This is a genomic window from Streptomyces brasiliensis (assembly GCF_014647875.1).
Classification (GTDB): domain Bacteria; phylum Actinomycetota; class Actinomycetes; order Streptomycetales; family Streptomycetaceae; genus Streptomyces; species Streptomyces brasiliensis.
In genome coordinates this window covers 1-20247 of sequence record NZ_BMQA01000028.1, presented here as the reverse complement: position 1 = coordinate 20247, position 20247 = coordinate 1, and the positions used below count along the sequence as shown (strand labels likewise).

Annotated in this window: 14 protein-coding genes, 1 tRNA gene and 1 riboswitch; of the genes, 8 read left to right on the top strand and 7 right to left on the bottom strand. The window is 71.7% G+C overall.

Annotation, left to right across the window (positions count from 1 at the left end; translation table 11 throughout):
• The first annotated feature begins 33 nt into the window (after nucleotides 1-33).
• From IEZ19_RS31200 to IEZ19_RS31190, 3 genes are all read left to right on the top strand, one after another.
• Nucleotides 34-107, top strand: a tRNA-Met gene (locus IEZ19_RS31200).
• 585 nt (nucleotides 108-692) lie between these two features.
• Nucleotides 693-850: riboswitch (cyclic di-AMP (ydaO/yuaA leader) on the top strand.
• 9 nt (nucleotides 851-859) lie between these two features.
• A complete protein-coding gene (locus IEZ19_RS31195) occupies nucleotides 860-1945 on the top strand; it encodes a M23 family metallopeptidase (RefSeq protein WP_189314671.1) in 1086 nt (361 codons plus the stop codon).
• Between the two features lie 128 nt (nucleotides 1946-2073).
• Nucleotides 2074-3018, top strand: coding sequence for an aldo/keto reductase (locus IEZ19_RS31190; protein WP_189314670.1), 945 nt, complete (start codon nucleotides 2074-2076; stop codon nucleotides 3016-3018).
• A 112-nt stretch (nucleotides 3019-3130) separates the two neighbouring features.
• Here IEZ19_RS31190 and IEZ19_RS31185 read toward each other — a convergent pair whose 3' ends face one another.
• The 4 genes from IEZ19_RS31185 to IEZ19_RS31170 form a co-directional block, all read right to left on the bottom strand.
• Nucleotides 3131-4426, bottom strand: coding sequence for a PrsW family intramembrane metalloprotease (locus IEZ19_RS31185; protein WP_189314669.1), 1296 nt, complete (start codon nucleotides 4424-4426; stop codon nucleotides 3131-3133).
• A 10-nt stretch (nucleotides 4427-4436) separates the two neighbouring features.
• Nucleotides 4437-5297, bottom strand: coding sequence for a tRNA (guanosine(46)-N7)-methyltransferase TrmB (gene trmB / locus IEZ19_RS31180; protein WP_189314668.1), 861 nt, complete (start codon nucleotides 5295-5297; stop codon nucleotides 4437-4439).
• A gap of 58 nt (nucleotides 5298-5355) precedes the next feature.
• Nucleotides 5356-6594, bottom strand: coding sequence for an L-2-hydroxyglutarate dehydrogenase (lhgD, locus tag IEZ19_RS31175; protein ID WP_189314667.1), 1239 nt, complete (start codon nucleotides 6592-6594; stop codon nucleotides 5356-5358).
• Nucleotides 6595-6753: 159 nt separating this feature from the next.
• Nucleotides 6754-8178 (bottom strand): NsdA family TPR-like regulatory protein, encoded by a 1425-nt coding sequence (locus IEZ19_RS31170; RefSeq protein ID WP_189314666.1) that lies wholly within the window; start codon nucleotides 8176-8178, stop codon nucleotides 6754-6756.
• Nucleotides 8179-8882: 704 nt separating this feature from the next.
• On the opposite strand from IEZ19_RS31170, the gene IEZ19_RS31165 reads away from it, so the two are divergent.
• Together IEZ19_RS31165 and IEZ19_RS31160 are read left to right on the top strand one after the other, a co-directional pair.
• Nucleotides 8883-10967, top strand: a complete 2085-nt coding sequence (locus IEZ19_RS31165) for an asparagine synthase-related protein (RefSeq protein ID WP_189314665.1) — start codon at nucleotides 8883-8885, stop codon at nucleotides 10965-10967.
• 12 nt (nucleotides 10968-10979) lie between these two features.
• Complete coding sequence (locus tag IEZ19_RS31160; protein WP_189314664.1) at nucleotides 10980-11132, top strand: hypothetical protein; 153 nt, start codon at nucleotides 10980-10982, stop codon at nucleotides 11130-11132.
• Here IEZ19_RS31160 and IEZ19_RS31155 read toward each other — a convergent pair.
• Both IEZ19_RS31155 and IEZ19_RS31150 read right to left on the bottom strand, forming a co-directional pair.
• Nucleotides 11119-13026, bottom strand: coding sequence for a sigma-70 family RNA polymerase sigma factor (locus IEZ19_RS31155; protein WP_189314663.1), 1908 nt, complete (start codon nucleotides 13024-13026; stop codon nucleotides 11119-11121). The genes IEZ19_RS31160 and IEZ19_RS31155 overlap by 14 nt on opposite strands.
• Nucleotides 13027-13438: 412 nt before the next feature.
• Complete coding sequence (locus tag IEZ19_RS31150) at nucleotides 13439-14239, bottom strand: TetR/AcrR family transcriptional regulator (protein WP_189314662.1); 801 nt, start codon at nucleotides 14237-14239, stop codon at nucleotides 13439-13441.
• A gap of 380 nt (nucleotides 14240-14619) precedes the next feature.
• On the opposite strand from IEZ19_RS31150, the gene IEZ19_RS31145 reads away from it, so the two are divergent.
• Together IEZ19_RS31145 and IEZ19_RS31140 are read left to right on the top strand one after the other, a co-directional pair.
• Entirely contained in the window at nucleotides 14620-15999 is a 1380-nt protein-coding gene (locus tag IEZ19_RS31145) for an NAD(P)/FAD-dependent oxidoreductase (RefSeq protein WP_189314661.1), read from the top strand.
• A 130-nt stretch (nucleotides 16000-16129) separates the two neighbouring features.
• Nucleotides 16130-17773 carry an ATP-binding SpoIIE family protein phosphatase gene (locus IEZ19_RS31140; RefSeq protein ID WP_189314660.1) on the top strand — a complete coding sequence of 548 codons (1644 nt, stop codon included), beginning with the start codon at nucleotides 16130-16132 and terminating at the stop codon, nucleotides 17771-17773.
• Between the two features lie 66 nt (nucleotides 17774-17839).
• Here IEZ19_RS31140 and IEZ19_RS31135 read toward each other — a convergent pair whose 3' ends face one another.
• A complete protein-coding gene (locus tag IEZ19_RS31135) occupies nucleotides 17840-19123 on the bottom strand; it encodes an MFS transporter (RefSeq protein WP_189314743.1) in 1284 nt (427 codons plus the stop codon).
• Nucleotides 19124-19262: 139 nt separating this feature from the next.
• On the opposite strand from IEZ19_RS31135, the gene IEZ19_RS31130 reads away from it, so the two are divergent.
• Nucleotides 19263-19817 (top strand): MarR family winged helix-turn-helix transcriptional regulator, encoded by a 555-nt coding sequence (locus IEZ19_RS31130; RefSeq protein WP_189314659.1) that lies wholly within the window; start codon nucleotides 19263-19265, stop codon nucleotides 19815-19817.
• Nucleotides 19818-20247: the final 430 nt, after the last annotated feature.

Here is a 20247-nt window from a genome sequence, read left to right as displayed (position 1 = left end):
GTCCCCGCGGATGGCGTACACTGGTTTCAACGACGCGGGGTGGAGCAGCTCGGTAGCTCGCTGGGCTCATAACCCAGAGGTCGCAGGTTCAAATCCTGTCCCCGCTACTGAAGGCTCAGGGCCGGAATCCAGTACTCGGATTCCGGCCCTGAGTGTTTCTCGTGTTCCCCGTCACACGCCGTCATCCGATCGGCCCACAGCGCTCGCCGCCCGTGACCACCCCGGGAACCCTGGACGGACGTACGTCGGCATACGGGAGACGAGCGGTGTGCCCTGGTGAGGTGGGCAAGGAGCCGTACGCCAGGGCGGGCGGACGGCAGCCCGGCGATCCCGTGCCCGACCCGGGGCCGGGTACCGTCCACGAGGAGCGCGCGGAGCAGCGGACCTCGTGGACGTGGCCGCTCGGGCGGGCACTGCCCGTGCGGTCGTTCCTCGGTCGTTGTCACGGGTGGTGATCGGGCGGACGCCCTCCGCATAACAACTGATACACCGTCAGGTGTCACGGAATTCCCGGATGGGGGACGGATGGAGAGCGAGTGGGGGGCAACTCGCCCGATTTTCGCCGGTCATGGCCTGTAAGTCCGGGCCGAAAAGCGTTAACGATCAAGTGGAACGACTTGGAATCCGACCCCTGAGTCTATTAACGTTCGATAACGCAGCGCGGTCGTCCCAGCCGTCACAAGAGGCGGCTCCGTGCGCACGCGCCGAATCCCGCAAGGGAACCGGGGAACCACCACCTTGGGGTGAATCGCGTGGATGCCGCCGTGAACTCACGGCCGGTATACGCGCGTAGGAGACCTTCCTGCTCCGAACCCGTCAGCTAACCCGGTAGGCGAAGGAAGGAAAGGAGTACGCCCGCGTGGCGTCCAACCGGCCTGCCCCAGCAGCCCCGTTCGTACCGAGCCAGCGCAGCCCCGAGACCTTCGGCTACGACGGCTACCGCGCCGACGAGGGGCCCTGGGAGGAGTGGAACCCCACCGAGGAGTCCATCCGCCCGCTACGCGGTCGGCACCGCGTCGCCAAGCAGCGCGGCGGCGGACTCGCCCGCAGCTCCACGGTCCTGGGCGTCGGCGTCATAGCCGCCGTCGGCGCGGGCGGCATGGCCAGCGCCAACTCGGGCAAGGCTCCGGTGTCCATCTCCATGCCGGACCTGCCCTCCGTCTCCGTGCCGGGCCTGCCCTCCGTCAGCTCCCTGCTGAGCGACGCCCCCTCCTCCGACGCGCCCAAGGGCTCCACGACCGCGCTCAGCAGCGTCGGCATCACCGAGGCCGACACCGCCAAGGGCACCACCGACGCCGGTGAGGCGCTGCGCAACCGGATCATGGCCCAGGCCGAGCAGCAGCAGGGCCAGGCCGAGACGAAGGCCGCCGCCGCCGTCGTGGCCGCCGCCGACAAGCAGGTCGCGGACGAGGCCGCCAAGGCGGAGCAGGTGGCCGCGGCCAAGGCCGCCGCCGCCAAGGCCGAGGCGGAGGCCGCCGCGAAGGAGGCGGCGGCCGCCGCGAAGAAGAAGGCCGAGGAGGAGCGCCTCGCCGCGCTCGCCAAGCAGTACTCGCTGCCGACCTCCTCGTACACGATCACCAGCACCTTCGGCCAGGCCGGCTCCATGTGGTCCTCCGGCTACCACACCGGCCTCGACTTCGCCGCCCCCACGGGCACGCTGATCAAGGCCATCCACACGGGCACGATCACCGAGGCGGGCTGGGCCGGCTCCTACGGCTACCGGACGATCCTCACCCTCGACGACGGCACCGAGCTGTGGTTCTGCCACCAGTCCTCGATCAACGTCAGCGCCGGGCAGAAGGTCAACACCGGCGACGTCATCGGCCGCGTGGGCGCCACCGGCAACGTTACCGGCCCGCACCTCCACCTCGAGGTCCACCCGGGCGGCCAGGACACCGGCATCGACCCGATGGCGTGGCTGCGCGACAAGGGCCTCACCCCCTGACACACCCCCCTGATCACCGGCGGTCCTGACGACAACCCCCCGACGTCAGGGCTGCCGGTCAGGTGTTCACCGGATCTTTGTGGGCGCGGCCGGAATCGGGCTCTCCGGTTGGCGTGGTGAAGTGGGACATGACTTCTCTCCACAAGCTCGGCTCTTCCGGCCTCGAGGTCTTCCCCCTCGTCCTCGGGGGCAACGTCTTCGGCTGGACCGCCGACGAGCCGACGTCCTTCGCCGTCCTCGACGCCTACACGGCCGCGGGCGGCAACTTCGTCGACACCGCCGACTCCTACTCGGCGTTCGCGGCCGGCAACAAGGGCGGCGAGTCCGAGACGATCATCGGCAAGTGGGTCAAGGACCGCGGCAACCGCTCCGACGTGGTCATCGCCACCAAGGTCAGCCAGCATCCCGACTTCCCGGGCCTGTCCGCCGCCAACATCAAGGCCGCCGCCGACGCCTCGCTGCGCCGCCTCGGCACCGACTACATCGACCTCTACTACCCGCACTTCGACAAGCCCGAGGTGCCGGTCGAGGAGATCATCGGCGCGCTCGACGAGCTGGTGCGCGCGGGCAAGGTACGGCACATCGCCGCCTCCAACATCACGGCGGAGCGCCTGCAGGAGTCCCTCGACTTCTCCGACCGCGAGGGCCTGGCCCGGTACGTCGCGCTCCAGCCCCACTACAACCTGGTCTCGCGCGACACCTACGAGGGCCCGCTGCAGGAACTCGCCGCCCGCACCGGCCTCGCCGCCGTCCCCTACTTCGCACTGGCCGCCGGCTTCCTCACGGGCAAGTACCGCCCCGGTACGACGGTCGACGGCCCGCGCGCGGGCGGCGCCGCCAAGCACCTCGGCACCGAGCGCGGCCGCCAGGTCCTCACGGCCCTGGACGAGATCGCCAAGGCCCATGACACCGCGGTCCCCACGGTCGCCCTGGCCTGGCTGGCGTCCCGCCCGACGGTGGTGGCCCCGATCGCCTCGGCCCGCACGGTGGAACAGCTCCCGGCGCTGCTGGCTGTCGCGGACCTGACGCTGACGGAGACGGAGTTGGACCGGCTGACGAGTGCGTCGGCCTGACAGCCATCAGACGTCGTCACATTTTCTCCGCCCCGGCGGCGCTGAGCCAGGCTGAGGCGATCCGGCGGTACCGCACCCGCCGCAACCCGCCAATCGGTCAACCCGTCTGCCTCTACGACCGATACGGGTTGTACGACGGGTACGGCATCCCCGGATACCCGTAGTACCCCGGCCCCCCATAACCCGGCCAAACCGGCGGAGCCACCGGCGCGGCAGCCCGTGCCGCATGCTCCAACGCCGGCCCCGCGACTCCCCGTCGTCTCCACAACTGCCCCAGCACCTCCCGCTCCTGTACGGCGAAGTCCGCGTCCGCCCGCCCCCGCCGCGCCCGGTGCCGCAGGAACGCGAGCGACGTCGCATAGGCCTCGTACTCCGCGACCGTCCGCGCGGCGGCCCTGCCGAGGTGGTGGCCGGCGTACTCGCGGGCGTGCCGCCGTGCCCCCATCGAGCCCAGGGCGAACGGCTCGGCCGGCCCCAGCCACCCGGCGACGACATACGCCGGCAGCTCCTCGCGCACGGTCCGCAGCTCGCGCTGCCGCGTCCAGATCACCAGCCAGGTCAGCAGCCCGAACGCGGGCACCATGAACGCCCCGTACACGGCGAAGAAGCCGTACTCGCCGAAGGTCGAGGAGCCGTTCCAGAAGGCGTGCATGCTCATCGCGAGCAGAAGCCCGCACACCGGCACCAGCACACGCCGCACATGGTGCCGTTCGCCGGACAGCGCGGCGATGCCGAAGCCGATGCCGGTGAGGACGGTGAACAGGGGGTGCGCGAACGGGGACATGATCACCCGTACGAAGAAGGTGGCGGCGGTGACGGAGGCGATGCCGCGGTCGCCGGTGAGCTGATCCGTCCCGAAGGCCGTGCCCAGGTAGAGGATGTTCTCGGTGAACGCGAAGCCGGTGGCGGTGACTCCGGCTATCACCACCCCGTCGACGATCCCGGTGAAGTCGCGTCTGCGGAACAGGAAGACGAGCAGGACGGCCGCGGCTTTCGCGGACTCCTCGACGACCGGGGCTATGACGGTCGCGCCGAGCGTGTCGGCGCTGGACGGGTCGGCGGTGGCCGTGGCGATCCACTTCGTCGCGAAACTGTTGGCGACGATGGCGATCAGTGCCGCCGCGCAGGCGCCCCAGGCGAACGCGAACAGCAGGTTGCGCCAGGGCCCGGGTTCGACGCGGTCCAGCCACCGGAAGGCGGCCATCAGCAGCGGCACCGGCAGGACGGCGAGCCCCAGGCCGACCAGGAACCCTTCCGTGCCGGTCTGTTGCCGCACCAGCGCCAGGATGACCAGCCCGGACAGCGTGAGCAGGGTGATCAGCGCGCCGTACCGCACCCACCTGCGCTGCCACCAGTGCACGTGCCGGAACGGTGCGTCGGAGACGGGATACGGGGGGAAGGCGGCCACGGCATCGACCCTAGTGAGGGGGTAGGTCCGGGTGCTGTACGCGGCGGAAGAGCAGATCGTTCACCACATGACCCTTCTCCAGTCCCTGCCCTTCGAAACGGGTCAGCGGCCGGAACGCGGGACGTGGCGCGAAACCGCCGTCGCGCTGTGTGTTCTCGAAGTCCGGATGCGCGGTCAGCACCTCGAGCATCTGCTGCGCGTACGGCTCCCAGTCCGTCGCGCAGTGCATGATCGCGCCCGGCCTGAGCCGGGTCGCGGCCAGGCTCAGGAACTCGGGCTGGATCAGCCGTCGCTTGTGGTGCCGCTTCTTCGGCCAGGGGTCGGGGAAGTAGACGCGCAGCCCGTCGAGCGCGTCGGGGCGCAGCATCTCGCGGAGCAGGATGATCGCGTCGCCGTTGCCGACCCGGACGTTGGACAGCCCGCCCTGGTCCGCCAGGTTGAGCAGATTGCCCTGGCCCGGGGTGTGCACGTCGACGGCGAGAACGTTGGTCTCCGGGTCCTCGGCGGCCATCCGCGCGGTGGCCTCGCCCATGCCGAAGCCGATCTCCAGGACGACGGGCCGGTCGTTCCCGAACAGGTCACCGAGGTCGATGACCCGCTGCCCGTCGATGTCCAGCCCCCACTTGGGCCACAGCCGCTGCAGCGCGTCCGCCTGGCCCGCGGTCACCCGGCTGCGGCGGGGCTGGAAACTGCGGATCCGCCGCTCGAAGTGCGACCCGGCTGGATCGGCCTTGGGGCCGTCCGGGAACCGGGGCTCGCCCTTGGCCCGGGTGTGCCGCACGGACACACCGGGGACGTGCCCGGGGCGCGGCTCGCCGGGGGCCGGGAGGCGGGTGCCGGGGGTTTCGGGGGCGTTCACGAAGTCAGACACAGTGAGTCGATTTTACGTGTGCGACGGCGCCTGCCGGGCTCCCCGCATGTAGCCCGCCTCACAGTGCACCGAGCACGGCCAGCGCCCTGCGCGCCACCTCCCTGCCGATCGGCAGCGACGCCGTGGCCGCGGGGGACGGAGCGTTCAGCACGTGCACCGCCCGGGCCGACTCGCGGATCAGGAAGTCGTCCACCAGCGTGCCGTCCCGAAGTACGGCCTGCGCCCGCACCCCCGGGGCCGCCGGAACCAGGTCCGCCTCCTCCACCGCGGGCAGGAGCCTGCGCACCGCGTCCGTGAAGGCCGCCCTGGACACGGACCGCCGCAGCTCCCCGAGCCCGTACCGCCAGTGCCGGTGGGCCAGCGCCCATGCGCCTGGCCAGGTCAGCGTGGCGGCCACCTCCCGCGGCCGTACGACACCCCAGCCGTACCCCTCGCGGGCCAGCGCCGGCACCGCGTTGGGCCCGATGTGCACACCGCCGTCGATCCCGCGCGTGAGATGCACGCCGAGGAACGGGAATGCCGGGTCCGGCACCGGATACACCAGTCCCCGCACCAGCCCCGGCCGCGCCAGCTCGTAGTACTCACCCCGGAACGGCACGATCCGCACCCCGGGCTCGTCCCCCGTCAGCCGGGCGATCTCGTCGCAGTACAGCCCGGCGCAGTTGACCAGCACCCTGCCCCGTACGACCGACCCGTCCCCGGTTCTCACGGCGACCCCCAGCTCGGGCCGGCGGTCGACCTGGACGACCTGCGCGCCGTACCGGATCTCCGCACCGGACGCCTCGGCCAGCCGCCGGGCGACCGCGCCGAAGTCGCAGACCCCGGTGGTGCCGACGTGTATGGCCGCGAGTCCGCGCACCTCCGGCTCGTACTCGGTGATCTGCGCGGGCCCCAGCTCCCGCACCGGAATCCCGTTCTCCCGGCCGCGCTGCACGAGCGCGTGCAGGCGCGGCAGCTCCTCGCGGTCGGTGGCGACGATCAGCTTGCCGGTGACGGCGTGCGCGATGCCGTACTCCGCGCAGAACTTCACCATCTCGGCGGCGCCCCGCACCGCGTACCGCGCCTTGAGCGAGCCCGGCCGGTAGTAGATCCCGCTGTGGATGACCCCGCTGTTGCGTCCCGTCTGATGCCGGGCGGGCCCGGCCTCCTTCTCGAGCACGGCCACGCGCGTACCCGGAGCGGCCCGCGTGATCGCATACGCGGTCGACAACCCGACGATCCCGCCCCCGACAACGAGCACGTCACAGTCGTGCGCACGCCCGACCACCGGCACCACCTCCCACTCCCGATGATGCACTGCGCCACTGACAGCACGTTGAAACCCCGCTACGGCACAGCGTTCCGAAAGGGGCGCGGGGCTGTATCAATATGCGGCTCCGCCGCGTGGGCGCGATCAGCCGAATGCGACCCGCACGCGCAAGACGACACAAGCCAGGCAGATGCGCAGGCACCTCGACTAGGCGGGGGCCACAAGCAGCGGCCGGGCCCGCTCCCGCAGCTCGGCAACCCGCGGCTCATCCCCGTACGGCTCCAGCCGATGCAAAAGATCCTTCACGTACTCGGTCGTCCGCGCCGAAGAGATCCGCCCAGCCACCTCCACGGCCCGCACCCCCTGCTCGCACGCGGCATCAAGGTTCCCGGACTCCAACTCCGCCACCGCCGAGACGACGAGCCGCAGCCCGTGCGACCGCACGTACTCCTCCGTCGGCCTCGACAGCGCCTGCTCCGTGAACCGCCGTACCTGCCGCGGTGCCTTCAGATCGCGGTAGCACTCCGCCGCGTCCGCCGCGAACCTGTCGTACGAGTAGAAGCCGAGCCAGGACGGATCGTTGTCGCCCTCCCGGGACCGCTCCAGCCAGCCCTCGGCCGCGCGCAGCGCCCCGCCGGCGGCCTGCGCGTCACCCGCGCGTGCGTGCGCGCGTGCCTCGACCAGCCGGAAGAAGCTCATGGTGCGGGCGGTCGCCAGCCCCCGGTTGCGCTCGAGCGCGGCCTGCGCGAGGTCGACGCCCTCGTCGCCGAAGCCCCGGTACGTCGCCTGCAGCGACATGGAGGCCAGGACGTACCCCCCGAGGGGGACGTCCGCCGCCGCGCGCGCGAGCCGCAGCGCCTGGATGTAGTACCGCTGCGCCGCCTCCTGCTGGCCCGTGTCGAAGGCCATCCAGCCCGCGAGCCTGGTGAGTTCGGCGGAGGCCCCGAACAGGGCGCGGCCGACCTCGTCGGAGTACGAGCCGAGCAGCAGCGGTGCCGCCTCCACCCGTAAACACTCCGGCACCATGGACGAACGCCAGTCGCCGCCCCCGTACTTGGAGTCCCAGCGTCTGGCGTCCTCGGCGGCCTCGCGCAGCTTCTGCACATCGCTGTGGCCGACTTTGATCGGTGCGCCGGAACCCTCCGCGGGGTTCGCCTCACGCGCCACCGAGCTGTCGGCGGGGGTTATCAGCCAGCGTGAGGCGGGCGTCGCATAGGCGCTCACCGCGAACGATCCGGCGAGCGACTGCCAGATGCCGCCGGAGCCGGCCCGGCGGCCGGCGAGGTCGAGACGGTACAGCTCCGTCGCCGACCGCACCGCCTGCCCCACGTCCCTCGGGAAGGCGAGGCCCACTTCGGGGGCGGGATCCGCGTCCGCCAGGCCGATCTCGTGGAGCGGCACGGGGCGGCCGAGCTTCTGGCCGATCGCGGCGGCGATGAGGTGCGGCGCGGCGCCCTGCGGCACCATGCCCTTCGACACCCAGCGCGCCACCGACGTCTTGTCGTAGCGAAGAGTCAACCCGCGTTGAGCGCCAAGGTCGTTGACGCGTCGCGCGAGTCCTGCGTTGCTGATTCCCGCGAGGGCGAGAACGGCGCCGAGTTTTTCGTTCGGCCCGCGTTGCTCCCTGGACATGCGCCACCCCTCGACACAGACGGCTGCCGCGCTGGCGTGACCAGGCGGCATTCGTAAACCCAGCGTAGTTCGCCGCATCCCAAGCGTTAAGGGGCATTCTTCCGGATGGCGGGATTGTGGTCCGTGTGGAAGTGCGGGCCCTGACGCACTGTGCACGCACCGCCGTGGCGTGCCCCCGCCGTGTGGCCGTGCGCCCGTCCGTGCGCTCTTCTCCGGCCACGACGGGGGCGGTTCCATGACTGGTGCGTGGGTCGGCCCGCTGTACTGGATCCAGTGGGCTGGGGGACACCGCCACCTACATCCCCGCGGGTGGCGGACCGGTCCGGGAGGCGATGCCCGCCTCCCGGACTGTGCGCGTTTCCTGTGCCGCCCGTGCGCTGCGCAGAGCCTGTACGGAGCGTGCCCAAGCCTGTCTCCGTGCCGCCGATTTGGCCGAAAATCGACCCCGCCTTGATCACGCGATTACCCCTCTCACCATGGGAGTTGAGGGCGCGAAGGGCGTTCTGGGGGAGCGAATCGGGGGCGCATTCGCGTCGCAGTTCCCCTGTGTCGTACGGGGGTTCGTTCCTTGACGGGCACACGCGCGTGGTCGGTTTCCGCGGCGCGAAGGCCGTGCCACCGCCCCTCCACCGCGCGTTCTTCATGGCAGCATGGTGAACCGGTTCGTACCGTGCACTGGTTGTCCACAGCCTGTGGAGGCGTCGATGCGGTGGTTGGTGGGATGGAGCAGCACCGCCGCCGGTGCCGTCGCGAACGGATCGGCCGGCGCCACCGGAAACGACGGCGAGACCGTGCACCCGGTCGGCTCCCAACTCCTGTGGGGCGACCCGGATCCGCTGTGGGCGGTGGGCGACTGGCGGCCGGACGAGGTGCGCGTGGTGAGGGCCGACGCGCAGAACCGCATCGCCGTCCTGGGCACCTGCGGGGCGTCGGACGAGGACCTGCGGCTCGGCCTGTTCACCGCGCGCGGAGGCGCACTGCGGCATCTGACCGCCTGGCCGGGCAGCTACACGGCCGTCGTCCAGGTCGGCCGTCGCATCACCGTCTGCGGCGATCTCGCGGGCGCGCGCCCGGTGTTCTACACCCCCTGGGCGGGCGGTACGGCCTACGCCACGGCCGCGCTGCCGCTCGCCGACCTCATCGAGGCCAACCTCGACTTCGGCCACCTGGCGGCCCTGCTCGCCGCCCCCGACGTACCGGCCGCACTGCACGACTCGACCCCGTACGACGGCGTGCGGCGCATTCCGCCGGGGCACGCGTTGATCCTGCGCGCCGGAGCGCGCGAGATCGCCGGGTACGAGCCGGTCGCCTCCCTCGCGGTCGCGGCGCCCTCGGCCGACCCGGACCGCGCCGTGGACGCCGTGCGCGACGCGCTCGTCGAGGCGGTACGCGCGCGTCTGTCCGCCCCCCGGCACGTCCCCGGCGCCGACATGGACCCCGGGCCGGTCCCCGGCATGGGACCCGCCGAACGCCGGGCCGCGCGCGGGATGCCGGTCCCCGGGATCGGCGCCGACCTCTCCGGCGGCCCCGCCTCCGGCACCCTGGCCCTGCTCGCCGCGGGCCTCCCGGGGATGCCGGGCACGGTCCTGGGCCACGGCACGGGCGCGGGCGAGCGGCTGCTGGCCGTCACCTTCAACGACCTCGCCGTCGGCGGCCGGGAGGCGGAACTCGAACGCGCCGGTACCCTCGCGGCCAACCCGCGCCTGCACCACGTGGTGGTCACCGGCGGCGAGGAGATCCTGCCGTACGCCGAACTGGACGGCCCGCTCACGGACGAGCCGGGACCGTCGCTGATCTCCGCGGCCCGCCACCGCGCCCGCCTCGCCGCGGGCAGCGCGGACCACTTCACCGGCTACGGCGCCCGGCAGGTCCTGGACGCGCACCCCGCCCGCCTCGCCGACCTGCTGATGGACCGCAAACGGCGCCACCTGGTACGCCCGGTGGCCGCGCTGACCAAGGCGGACGGCTCGGTGCTCGTCCCCGCGCGTGTGTACGGCGCGGCGCGGAAGCTGGCGCGCACGCCGTACCGGACCGGCGTCGAAGCACTCGCCGACCGCCTCCTGCACCGCCGCTTCGACGAACCCGGGGGAGCCGTGGGCGCGTCCCTCGCCGCGCTCACCTGGGCCAGACCGGGGCCCGCGGCCCGCTGGCTCACGGGAGAGGCACTCGCCGAAGTATCGGTTCTGCTCCAGGGTGGGGCGAACCGCTCCGGCGTGGGCCCCGGCCAGCGCCCGGGCGACTATCGCGCGCGTGCGGCACTGGCCCGTCACGCCGCTGATCTCAGGGTGCTGGAACAGGCCGCCGAGGTCCGCTCCCAACGCCTCCATGCCCCGTTCCTCGACAACCAGGTCGTCCGCGCCTGCCGCGTCCTTCCGGAGGCCCTCCGCGTCCAGCCCGGCGCCCGCGCCGCGATCCTGCGCACGGTCCTGGAGGGTGCCGGCGTCACCGACCTCCCACCCGGCTGGGGCGCCCCGTCCCACGCCTCCTCGACAGCCGCGGCCCGCACGGGCCTGCGCGTCTCCGCCGACTCGGTCGTCACTCTCTTCGCCACCCCGCTCCTGGCCGAGGCGGGCCTGGTCGAAGCGCGAGTGGTCCGCAAGGCGCTACGAGGAGCGGCGGCGGGCGAACCCCTCCCGCTGGACGGCCTGGCGGACCTGGTCTCCCTGGAGTTGTGGCTCCGCCGCCTGCTGGCCCGCAGGGGAACGTGCTGGACGGGAACCCCGGCACGCGCGCGTGCGGTACCGGAGGGAATCGCTCCCAGGAGAAGCGCGCTGGCCTCAGGCGGGTGAGGGACGGTGCCCTTGAAACGCGATGCGGTTACGGTCGTCGCCCTCTCCCAGGCCCGCTCCCAGGCCGAGCGCACCAGGGGCGCCGCCTCGACCGCGGACGACATCCTCACGGAGCTGCGCAGCACACCGACAACCAGCGGCTCAACAGCGCTTACCGACAGCTGAACCTGGACTCGGCCCAGTCCGCGAACGCCGTCGAGTCGAAGGCGCTGCTGTGCGGCTCGACCACCAGCCGTACGGTCGTGTGGCCCGTCAGGTCCACATGGACCGGGACGGCCGGGTCGCCGGCCCTGATCATCCCGGACTTCCACAGCTGGGCATCGTCGGCGTAGACGGAGAAGTGGACCTTGCCGAGGCCCGGGGTCGGGGTCAGATCGTCGATGCCGACCAGCGCGTCGTACGCCGTGCACTGCTTGTTGAGGTCGATCGTCACCGAGGACTGGCGGTAGACGGTCACACCGTGGGCGTACTGCTGGTCCGCGATGGACATGCCACTGCGCTGCCACGCCCAGCTGCTCTCGCCCAGCCGCATCTCGGGCTCGGTGTGATCGCCGGTGATGTTGTACGACAGCTCGCTCCACTGGTAGACGACCGGCGCGGGCGGGGGAGTGGGCGTCGGGGTCGGTGTGGGGGTGGGCTTCGGGGTCGGCTTGAGGGACGGCTTCGGCGTGGGCTTCGGGCTCGGCTTGGGAGTCGGCGAAGGGGTCGCCGTCGGCTTCGGCGTCGGGGCCGGCTTGGCCACCGCGACCGGTGCCGGGGGTGCGGGCAGCTTCTTCGGCGGCGCGGGGGCCGGCGGCTCCGGCTGGACGACCGACGGCGACGGAGGCGGCTTGGCCACGTCCTTGGACGGCTCGCTGTCGCCCACCAGGGCGAGCGCCACCACGGCGACGGCTACCGCGACCACACCGGCCGCGATACCCGCCTTCACCGGCGCGCCCACTCCCTCCGAGGCCGCACCGCCGCCCGCGGCGCCGCCGGACGAGCCCCCGCTCGCCGCGGCCGCCGCACCCGCGGCGCCCACTCCGGCGCCACCGGCGATGATCCCGGCCGCCTTGGCGTACCCGGCGGCACCGAACCAGCCGATGACCGCGACCGGCACGACCGCGGGGATACCGCTCGCGACCTCTTCGATCTGCGCCGCCGCCAGCCGGCACTTGGCGCACTCCTCCAAGTGCTTGCGCAGTCCCCGTTCGGCGCGGATGCGCAGCTTGCGGCGGGCGTAGCTGCCGAGCTGGTCGGCATAGCGGGCACACTCGTCGTCACTCGCGAGGGAGGCGCTGACATGCGCCTGGAGATAGGCCTGCTTGAGTCCCTCGCGGGCGCGGCCGGCCAGCACGCGCGTGCCGTTGGCGTCCAGCCCGAAGAGGGCGGCCACCTTGCTGGGCGACTCGTCCTCCACCTCGGTGTGCCACAGCACCGCCTGCCAGCGCTCGGGCAGCGAGCGGAACGCCTGCATCGCCATGGACTGCTCGGCCTTGTGCATGGCACGAACGTCGGCACCCTGGTCGAGAGCGTCGTCGGACACCTCGGAGCTCCGGCCGGCCTGGGCGGCGAACAGGGCGAAGTCGCCGACCAGTTGCTCACGCTTGGCCGACTTGGTCCAGTGCGCGGCGACGCGTCGCACGGAGGTGAGCAGATAGGCGCGTACGGCGTGCTCGGGTCCGGAGCCGCCGCGCACAGCCTGGAGCGTGCGGGCGAAGACCTCGGCGGTCAGGTCGTCGGCGGTGTGCGCGTCCCGGCAGCAGGTGCGGGCGTACCGGCGCACGGCATCCGCGTGCCTGCGGTACAGCTCCTCGTACGCGCTGTCGTCACCGCCGCGCATCCGCTCGATCAGCTCACCGTCGGCCGGCGGCAGATCCCGGGGCGAAGGCGGCACACTGCCCTCACGCTGCGCGGGAACAGAACGGTCCACCGCCTCACCGGACTGAGCGGTACCGGCCTGCGAAACGTCGCCCCGGCCACCCTGACTCGGCACCTGGGGGCCCGGGACCTGACGCGAGGTCGGCGCGGAATCCGCGTCACCGTCCCCGAGGGACTCGTCCCGCCCGTCAACGCTCATCCCGGAAAGCCCCCGAAGCCCACCCAGCCCAACCCGTTACGGGCCCAGAGTGCCACATTGGCTTTTGTTCAGTCTCCCCGTCGGCCCCCATCCACTCATCCGAGCGGACTTACGACAGCCCGATACCGATATTCACTCAAACGGGTACAAGGCGACACGTATCCACGGCCGGCGGCACCCCCGCCTGCGTAGCCGACGGGCGATCCTGCCGCAGCTGCGGGCAGTCGTGTCTCCCTCAGTGCCTTGAGGGCCTGGGGGATCCCCAGGCGGCACGGGGGGCGATGGGGGTCCCCCGCTCGAGCGAACCGGAGAGTGGGGGAGGCACCCCGCCGGAGCGGGCAAGCGAATCCACCCCCCCAGCACCAGCACCGTGCGCCGACCGAACCCGGCCCGAGTCGGCCAAGCACCCCCGCTACACCGGCCGAGACCGCAACCCCTCCAACAAGATGTCCAGCAACCGAGCCGACGCCGCCGCCTGCTGCGCAGCATCCGGCAGGGACGGCGCCGCCGTAGCGATCACCAACAACACGTCCGACACGGAAACATCCGGCCGAAGCGCCCCCGCAGCCCGCGCCCGCTCCACCAGCTGCCCCACCACGTCGAGCAGCGCAGCGGCCCCCGCATCGTCCGCCCCCGCGAAGCCCCCCGCCGCCCGATCCTCCGGCACCAGCCGCAGCTCACCACCGCCAGGCGCCCCCGGCTGCGTCCGCTGCTGCGGCACCCGCGCCTCGTCCGCGGTCCGCGGCGCTCCTGTCTCACCCTCGTCGGCCACGCCCACCCGCAGCACCTGCGGCGGCAGCAACCGCCCCGCGCCCGAGGCCACCGACGTCCGCAGGAAGCGCGACAGAGCCGACCACGGCTCGTCCTCCTGCCCGAGCGCCGCCCGCGCCTGGTCGGTGAGCCGGGAGGTCTCCTCCTCGGCTATCCGCCGGACCAGGACGTCCTTGCTCGGGAAGCGCCGGTACACCGTGCCGACCCCGACCCGCGCGCGCCGCGCCACGTCCTCCATCGGCGCGCCGTAACCCAGCTCGCCGAAGACCTCCCGCGCCGCACGCAGCACATGCTCGAGATTGCGCTGCGCGTCCACCCGCAGCGGCGTCGAACGCGACCCGTCCGCACGCCCATTGCCCGCGCCCGCGCCCGCTCTCACCGCACCGCCACCGGGCGCGATCGCGGAGGCGGACGACGACCAACGAGTGTCCTGAATATGCATAAGCGTTCCCCCGGTAAATGACGTCTCCCCCCGGAGACTCCCCGCCACTGATACCGGAGTGCGCGGAACGGGCGCCGATCTCCGACCGGGACCGCCCGTCGCGGGCCCGTTCGAAACCACATCCCCCACACCCCGTCGACACACGAACATAGTTGAGCGGGGGTCAATTCAGAAGGGGCAGGTTCCGCACAGAGCGCCCCCGATCGGAGTACGGAGCACATTCGTCCCGATTGCGCACCCTCGCGCCCTCCCGTCCGCCCCCGCTGACCTGCCCGCTTCCTCCCGACTTCGCCACCCCCGCCGGCACCGCGGCCCCAGAACCGCCGGTCACACAAATTGCCAAGGCTGTGGACAAACAACAGCGCCGGGTGCGTCATGGGATGGTGAAGGAACGTGCGCGCATTCTCGTTGTCGGCGGCGGCTACGTCGGGATGTACACGGCCCTGCGTCTGCAACAGAAGCTGAAACACGAGCTCAAACGAGGGGCCGTCGACATCACTGTCGTCACCCCCGATCCGTACATGACGTACCAGCCGTTCCTTCCGGAAGCGGCCGCCGGTTCGATTTCTCCTCGTCACGTCGTCGTACCGCTGCGCCGCGTTCTGGACCGGTGCCACATCGTCGTGGGCGAAGTGACGTCCATCGATCACACGAAGCGCAGCGCCACCCTCACCACGCTCGCCACCGAGGAGGAGGGCAGCGGCTGGGACCACATCTCGTACGACGAGCTCGTGCTCGCCCCCGGCTCGATCTCGCGCACCCTGCCCATCCCCGGACTCGCCGAGTACGGCATCGGGTTCAAGACCGTCGAGGAAGCCATCGGTCTGCGCAACCACGTCATCGAGCAGATGGACATCGCCTCCTCCACCCGCGACCCGGCGATCCGCGACGCGGCTCTCACCTTCGTCTTCGTGGGCGGCGGTTACGCCGGAGTCGAGGCACTCGGCGAACTCGAGGACATGGCCCGCTACGCCACGCGCTACTACCACAACGTCCAGCCGGAGGACATGAGATGGGTCCTCGTCGAGGCCTCCGACCGGATCCTTCCCGAAGTCGGCGCGGAAATGGGCCGCTACACCGTCACCGAGCTGCGCCGGCGCAACATCCAGGTGCTGCTCGGCACCCGCCTCGAATCCTGCGCCGGCCGCGTCGCCGTCCTCAGCGACGGCCAGCGCCTTCCGACCCGCACGCTCGTGTGGACCGCAGGCGTCAAACCCCACCCGCTGCTCGCCTCCACCGATCTGCCCCTCACAGAGCGCGGACGGCTCGCCTGCACCGCCCAGCTGACGGTCGACGGCGCCGAGCACGCGTGGGCCGCGGGCGACGCCGCCGCCGTCCCCGACGTCACCGCCGCCGAACTCGGCAGCCTGACCGCCCCCAACGCCCAGCACGCCGTCCGCCAGGCGCAGGTCCTCGGCGACAACATCGTCCACTCCCTGCGCGGCGAGCCCCTGGAGACGTACGCACACTCGTACGTGGGCTCTGTCGCCTCCCTCGGACTGCACAAAGGTGTCGCACAGGTCTACGGGCGCAGGCTGAAGGGCTACCCTGCCTGGTTCATGCACCGCGTCTACCACCTCAGCAGGGTGCCCACCTTCAACCGCAAGGCCCGCGTCCTGGCCGAGTGGACGCTTTCCGGTCTCTTCAAACGGGAGATCGTCTCTTTGGGGTCACTCGAACATCCGCGAGCGGAGTTCGAACTCGCGGCCGGGGGAAAGCCTCATCACAACCCCTCGGACGACTCGAAGGGGTCGTCCTGACCCGACCCAGGAACTCCAGCGGCCCCCCAGGCGTCTGACGAATGTCGCCGCGGTCCGCCACACTGCCAGACTGCCCCACGACCCTGGACGAGCACCCGCCCGCCCTCAGCACCCAGAGGCTTTCCCCACTGTGAACTTCACGCGCTGGAGCGCCCGGCTCCCCGGAACGCAGCGCCGCGCGGCAGCGCGGACCGAGCACGCGGTCTCCCCGGACCGGCGGGGGGAAGGCTCCGTACCCGCGGCCCGCGCCGAACGACCGACCGACGGATCGCCGCCCGTGCCCGCCGTGGACGAACTCCCCGTCCGCGAGGTCCTCGACCGCGTTCCGGCCCTCGTCGCCCTGGTGCACGGCCCCGACCACCGCATCGCGTACGTCAACGACGCGTACGCCGCGGCCTTCGGCGTACGGCCTCCGGGCGAACCGGCCCGCGAGGCCCTGCCCGAACTGGCCGAACTGGGCCTGCTGCCCCTCCTCGACCAGGTCCTGCGCAGCGGAAAGCCCCGCACCCTCAAGTCCCGCAAGGCCCTCGACGGCCGCTCCTACACGTTCACGTGCACCCCGGTCGCGGAGGACAGTGACGGCGCAGTACTCGTGTTCGCCACCGACGTCACCGACCACGCCGAGGCCGCCGAACGCCTGCGTGCCAGCGAGCGCCGCCAGCGCGAGACGGCGGTGACCCTCCAGCGCAGCCTCCTCCCCCAGGAACTGGAACAGCCCGACGACCTGCGCATCGCCGCCACCTACCAGCCCGGCGGCACCGAGGCCGCGGTCGGCGGCGACTGGTACGACGTGATCACCCTGGGCGGTGGCCGCACAGCCCTGGTCATCGGCGACGTGATGGGCCGCGGCGTGCGCGCGGCGGCCGTCATGGGCCAACTCCGTACGGCGGTCCGCGCGTACGCCCGCCTCGACCTCCCCCCGCACGAGGTGCTCCAGCTCCTCGACGGCCTCGCCATGGAGATCGACGCCAACCAGATCGCCACGTGCGCGTATGCCATCCACGACCCGAACGAGGGCCGGCTGGTCTACGCCTCGGCAGGCCACCTCCCGATCCTGGTCCGCGACGAGAGCGGCACGGTGCTGCGCGCCGACGAACCGACCGGCCCCCCGCTCGGCACCGGCGGCTGGATGCACGCCTCCGGCTCGATCGCGCTGGGCCCCGGCTCCACGGCGGTCCTCTACACGGACGGCCTGGTGGAGCGTCGAAACGAGGACCTGGACGAGGGCATCGCGTCCCTCGAGCGCGCCCTGGCGGGCGCCACGGGGACCCCGCAGGTGGTGTGCGACCGCCTGGTCCGCTCGGCCGGCGTGACGGCGGACCACGACGACGACGTGGCCGTGCTGGTCCTCCAGCACCCGGCGCGCAAGGGTCCCGACGGCGAGCTGTTCCGCAACGCCGCCCTGGACCTCCTCGGCGGAGTGGAAGCGGCCCCACGCGCCCGTGCGTTCGCCTCCGGCGTCCTCACCAGCTGGCGCTTCCCCGCGGACCTCCACGACCTGGGCGTCCTCGCCGCCAGCGAACTGGTCGCCAACTCCCTCCAGCACGGCATCCCGCCCATGCGCCTGCGCCTCCGCCGCACCGACCGCCGCCTGATCATCGAGGTCACGGACGGAGACGACCACCTGCCACGCCGCCGCCGAGCGGAACCGGGAGACGAATCAGGCCGAGGCATCGCCATCGTCGCCACGATCGCCACCAACTGGGGCAGCAGAAGAACCCCGGGCGGCGGCAAGGCGGTGTGGTGCGAGTTCGTACTGAAGCCGACGACGTAGCTACCTGGCCGGCCGGCTGCGCCCACCCCGCCCAGCACCAACACCGCGCACCGGGCGTTCCGAGCCTCACGCCTCCGTGGAGACCGCCTCCACCGAAGCCCCGCCCCGCGTGACGACCCGACTCCCCGCCAGCCAAGGCCGATCCTGCACATCGGTCAGCCGCCGCCCCAGCCGAACCGCCAACACACTGACCCCCAACGAGAACAGCAAGAACGTCACGACGTACGGCCCGTGCAGCGACGCCGCCAACGGCCCGCCCACCGCCGGCCCAACCGCCAATGCAAGCTGTTTCACCAGGGCGAACGCCGAGTTGTACTGCCCGGCCATCCCCTCCGGCGCCAGATCAGCAACCAGCGGCGCAACCGTCGGTGACAACATCGCCTCACCGAGCCCGAACAGCGCGTAGGTCGACACGAACGCGGCCGTGGCCATCTCCTGGCTCCCATGCCCGAGCCCCGCGTACCCCGCCGCAAGCCACGCCACGGCCCACACCAGCCCCACGGCCGCGATCACCCGCGACCGCCGCCGCCGCTCGACGAACTTCAGCACGGCGAACTGCGCGACCACGATCATCAGCGTGTTCGCGGCGAGAGCCGTACCCAGCGCGGACGTGGAGATCCCCGCGGCCTCGACGCCGTAGGCACTGAGCCCCGACTCGAACTGCCCGTAGCAGGCGAAGAACAGCACGAACCCCAGCACGGACAACTGCACCATCGCCCGGTTCTCCAGCAGCTGCCGCCAGCTCCCCCTCGCAGAAGAGCCCGACACACCCGGCGCACCCGCGATCCGCGGCACCCGGGGCACCCGCACCGTCGACATCACCACGACCAGCAGCAGAAACATCGCCGCCTCGATCGCGAACAGGAGCGTGAAGGAGGAGACCCGCGTGGCGTCGACGAGGTGCCCCCCGATGAGACCACCCACGCCGAGCCCCAGGTTCTGCAGGAAGAACTGCGTCGCGAACGCACGCGACCGCGTCTCGGCCGTCGAGCAGTCCACGATCATCGTCGCCAGCGCCGGCTGCATGACCGCCTGCCCGGCCCCGAGCAGCGCCGCGGCCGCCAGCACCGTCGCCGCCTGCGCCGCAAGCCCGAGGCTCAGGGCGCCCAGCGCGGCGGAGACCAGGGCGGCGAGCAGGACCGGCAGAGGGCCACGCCGCACGATCGCCCGGCCGGCGAACGGCAGCACGATCAGCGCGGCCACGGCGAAGACGGCGAGCACGAGCCCCGCCGTCATGGCACCGAGCCCCCGCACCTGCGCCACATAGACGTACAGGTACGGGACGGTGAAGCCGAGCCCGAACGCGCTGAGTGCGTTGCCCACGTGGATCCGGCGCATCGCTGCGCCCATCGCCCTGGTCACGTTCACCTCTCTCAGGTAGTTGAGTCTGCCAGTACTTAGAACCGAAGACTTCGAAGATAAATTTCAATGCTAAAGAGTACACATCAAAGGACTTCAACGCCAAGCAGTCCCATGGGATACTCGGGTCATGGCCGACACCCGCGGCGCGATCAGCAGTGAGCCGACACTCGAAGAGCAGATCGCCGCCTACCAGCGCGAGTTCCAGGATCTCGACCCCCAGGTCGAGAAGATCGTCTCGGCGCTCTCCCGGCTGAACCGGCGGATGAACGTCGCCTACGGCCGCCAGACCGCCGCCCTCGGCATCAGCAACGCCGAGTGGGAGGTACTCAAGGCCCTCGTCCTCTCCGGCGCCCCCTACCGGATGGGCCCCAGCGACCTCGCCAAGCGCCTCGGACTCACGCCGGCCGCAATGACCCACCGCATCGACCGGATGGTGGCGGAAGGTCTGGTCACCCGGGAGCGGGACGAGTCCAACCGCGTCCGGGTGATCGTGGAGCTGACGCCGGAGGGCCGCGAGAAGTGGCTGGAGGCCATGCGCCTCGCCACGGTCTTCGAGGAGGACCTCCTCCAGGACCTCTCTCCCGAGGAGCGCACGGTCCTCGGCGAGGCCCTGACCCGCCTGCTGCGCAGGGTCGAACACGCGCAGCCGGACGCCGGCGGCCGCCTGACCGACCTTGATTGACGCCGCCCACCCCGATGTGTAAAGTTCTCCGGGTTGCCGCGAGGCCGTAACGGTTCTGCGACAGCACCTCCCGCCGCGCAAGCGGCACCTCACACCAACAGCACGACCTCCCGCTCGGGGCGATTTCGGTATGCCCGAATTCAATTCGATGCGGAGCCCGGCGGCCCGATTGGGAATCGTCGAGAGAATCGGCTAAGGTTTGAGACGTCGGAACGGCCCAACGGCCGGGAAGACACCCCCTTCTGACTGGGAATCAGGCGCCGAAAGGATCTGATAAAGTCGGAACCGTCGGAAAGGGAAACGCGAGAGCGGGAACCTGGAAAGCGCCGAGGAAATCGGATCGAGAAAAGATCTGATAGAGTCGGAAACGCCGAAGGGAAGCGCCCGGAGGAAAGCCCGAGAGGGTGAGTACGAAGGAAGCGTCCGTTCC

What these genes read in the sequence shown, in the direction of transcription:
- IEZ19_RS31190 (WP_189314670.1), top strand. Translation starts at nt 2,074, where the DNA reads ATGACTTCTCTCCACAAGCTCGGCTCTTCCGGCCTCGAGGTCTTCCCC.
- IEZ19_RS31170 (WP_189314666.1), bottom strand. Translation starts at nt 8,178, where the DNA reads ATGTCCAGGGAGCAACGCGGGCCGAACGAAAAACTCGGCGCCGTTCTC.
- IEZ19_RS31165 (WP_189314665.1), top strand. Translation starts at nt 8,883, where the DNA reads ATGCGGTGGTTGGTGGGATGGAGCAGCACCGCCGCCGGTGCCGTCGCG.
- IEZ19_RS31155 (WP_189314663.1), bottom strand. Translation starts at nt 13,026, where the DNA reads ATGAGCGTTGACGGGCGGGACGAGTCCCTCGGGGACGGTGACGCGGAT.
- IEZ19_RS31150 (WP_189314662.1), bottom strand. Translation starts at nt 14,239, where the DNA reads ATGCATATTCAGGACACTCGTTGGTCGTCGTCCGCCTCCGCGATCGCG.
- IEZ19_RS31145 (WP_189314661.1), top strand. Translation starts at nt 14,620, where the DNA reads ATGGTGAAGGAACGTGCGCGCATTCTCGTTGTCGGCGGCGGCTACGTC.
- IEZ19_RS31135 (WP_189314743.1), bottom strand. Translation starts at nt 19,123, where the DNA reads ATGGGCGCAGCGATGCGCCGGATCCACGTGGGCAACGCACTCAGCGCG.
- IEZ19_RS31130 (WP_189314659.1), top strand. Translation starts at nt 19,263, where the DNA reads ATGGCCGACACCCGCGGCGCGATCAGCAGTGAGCCGACACTCGAAGAG.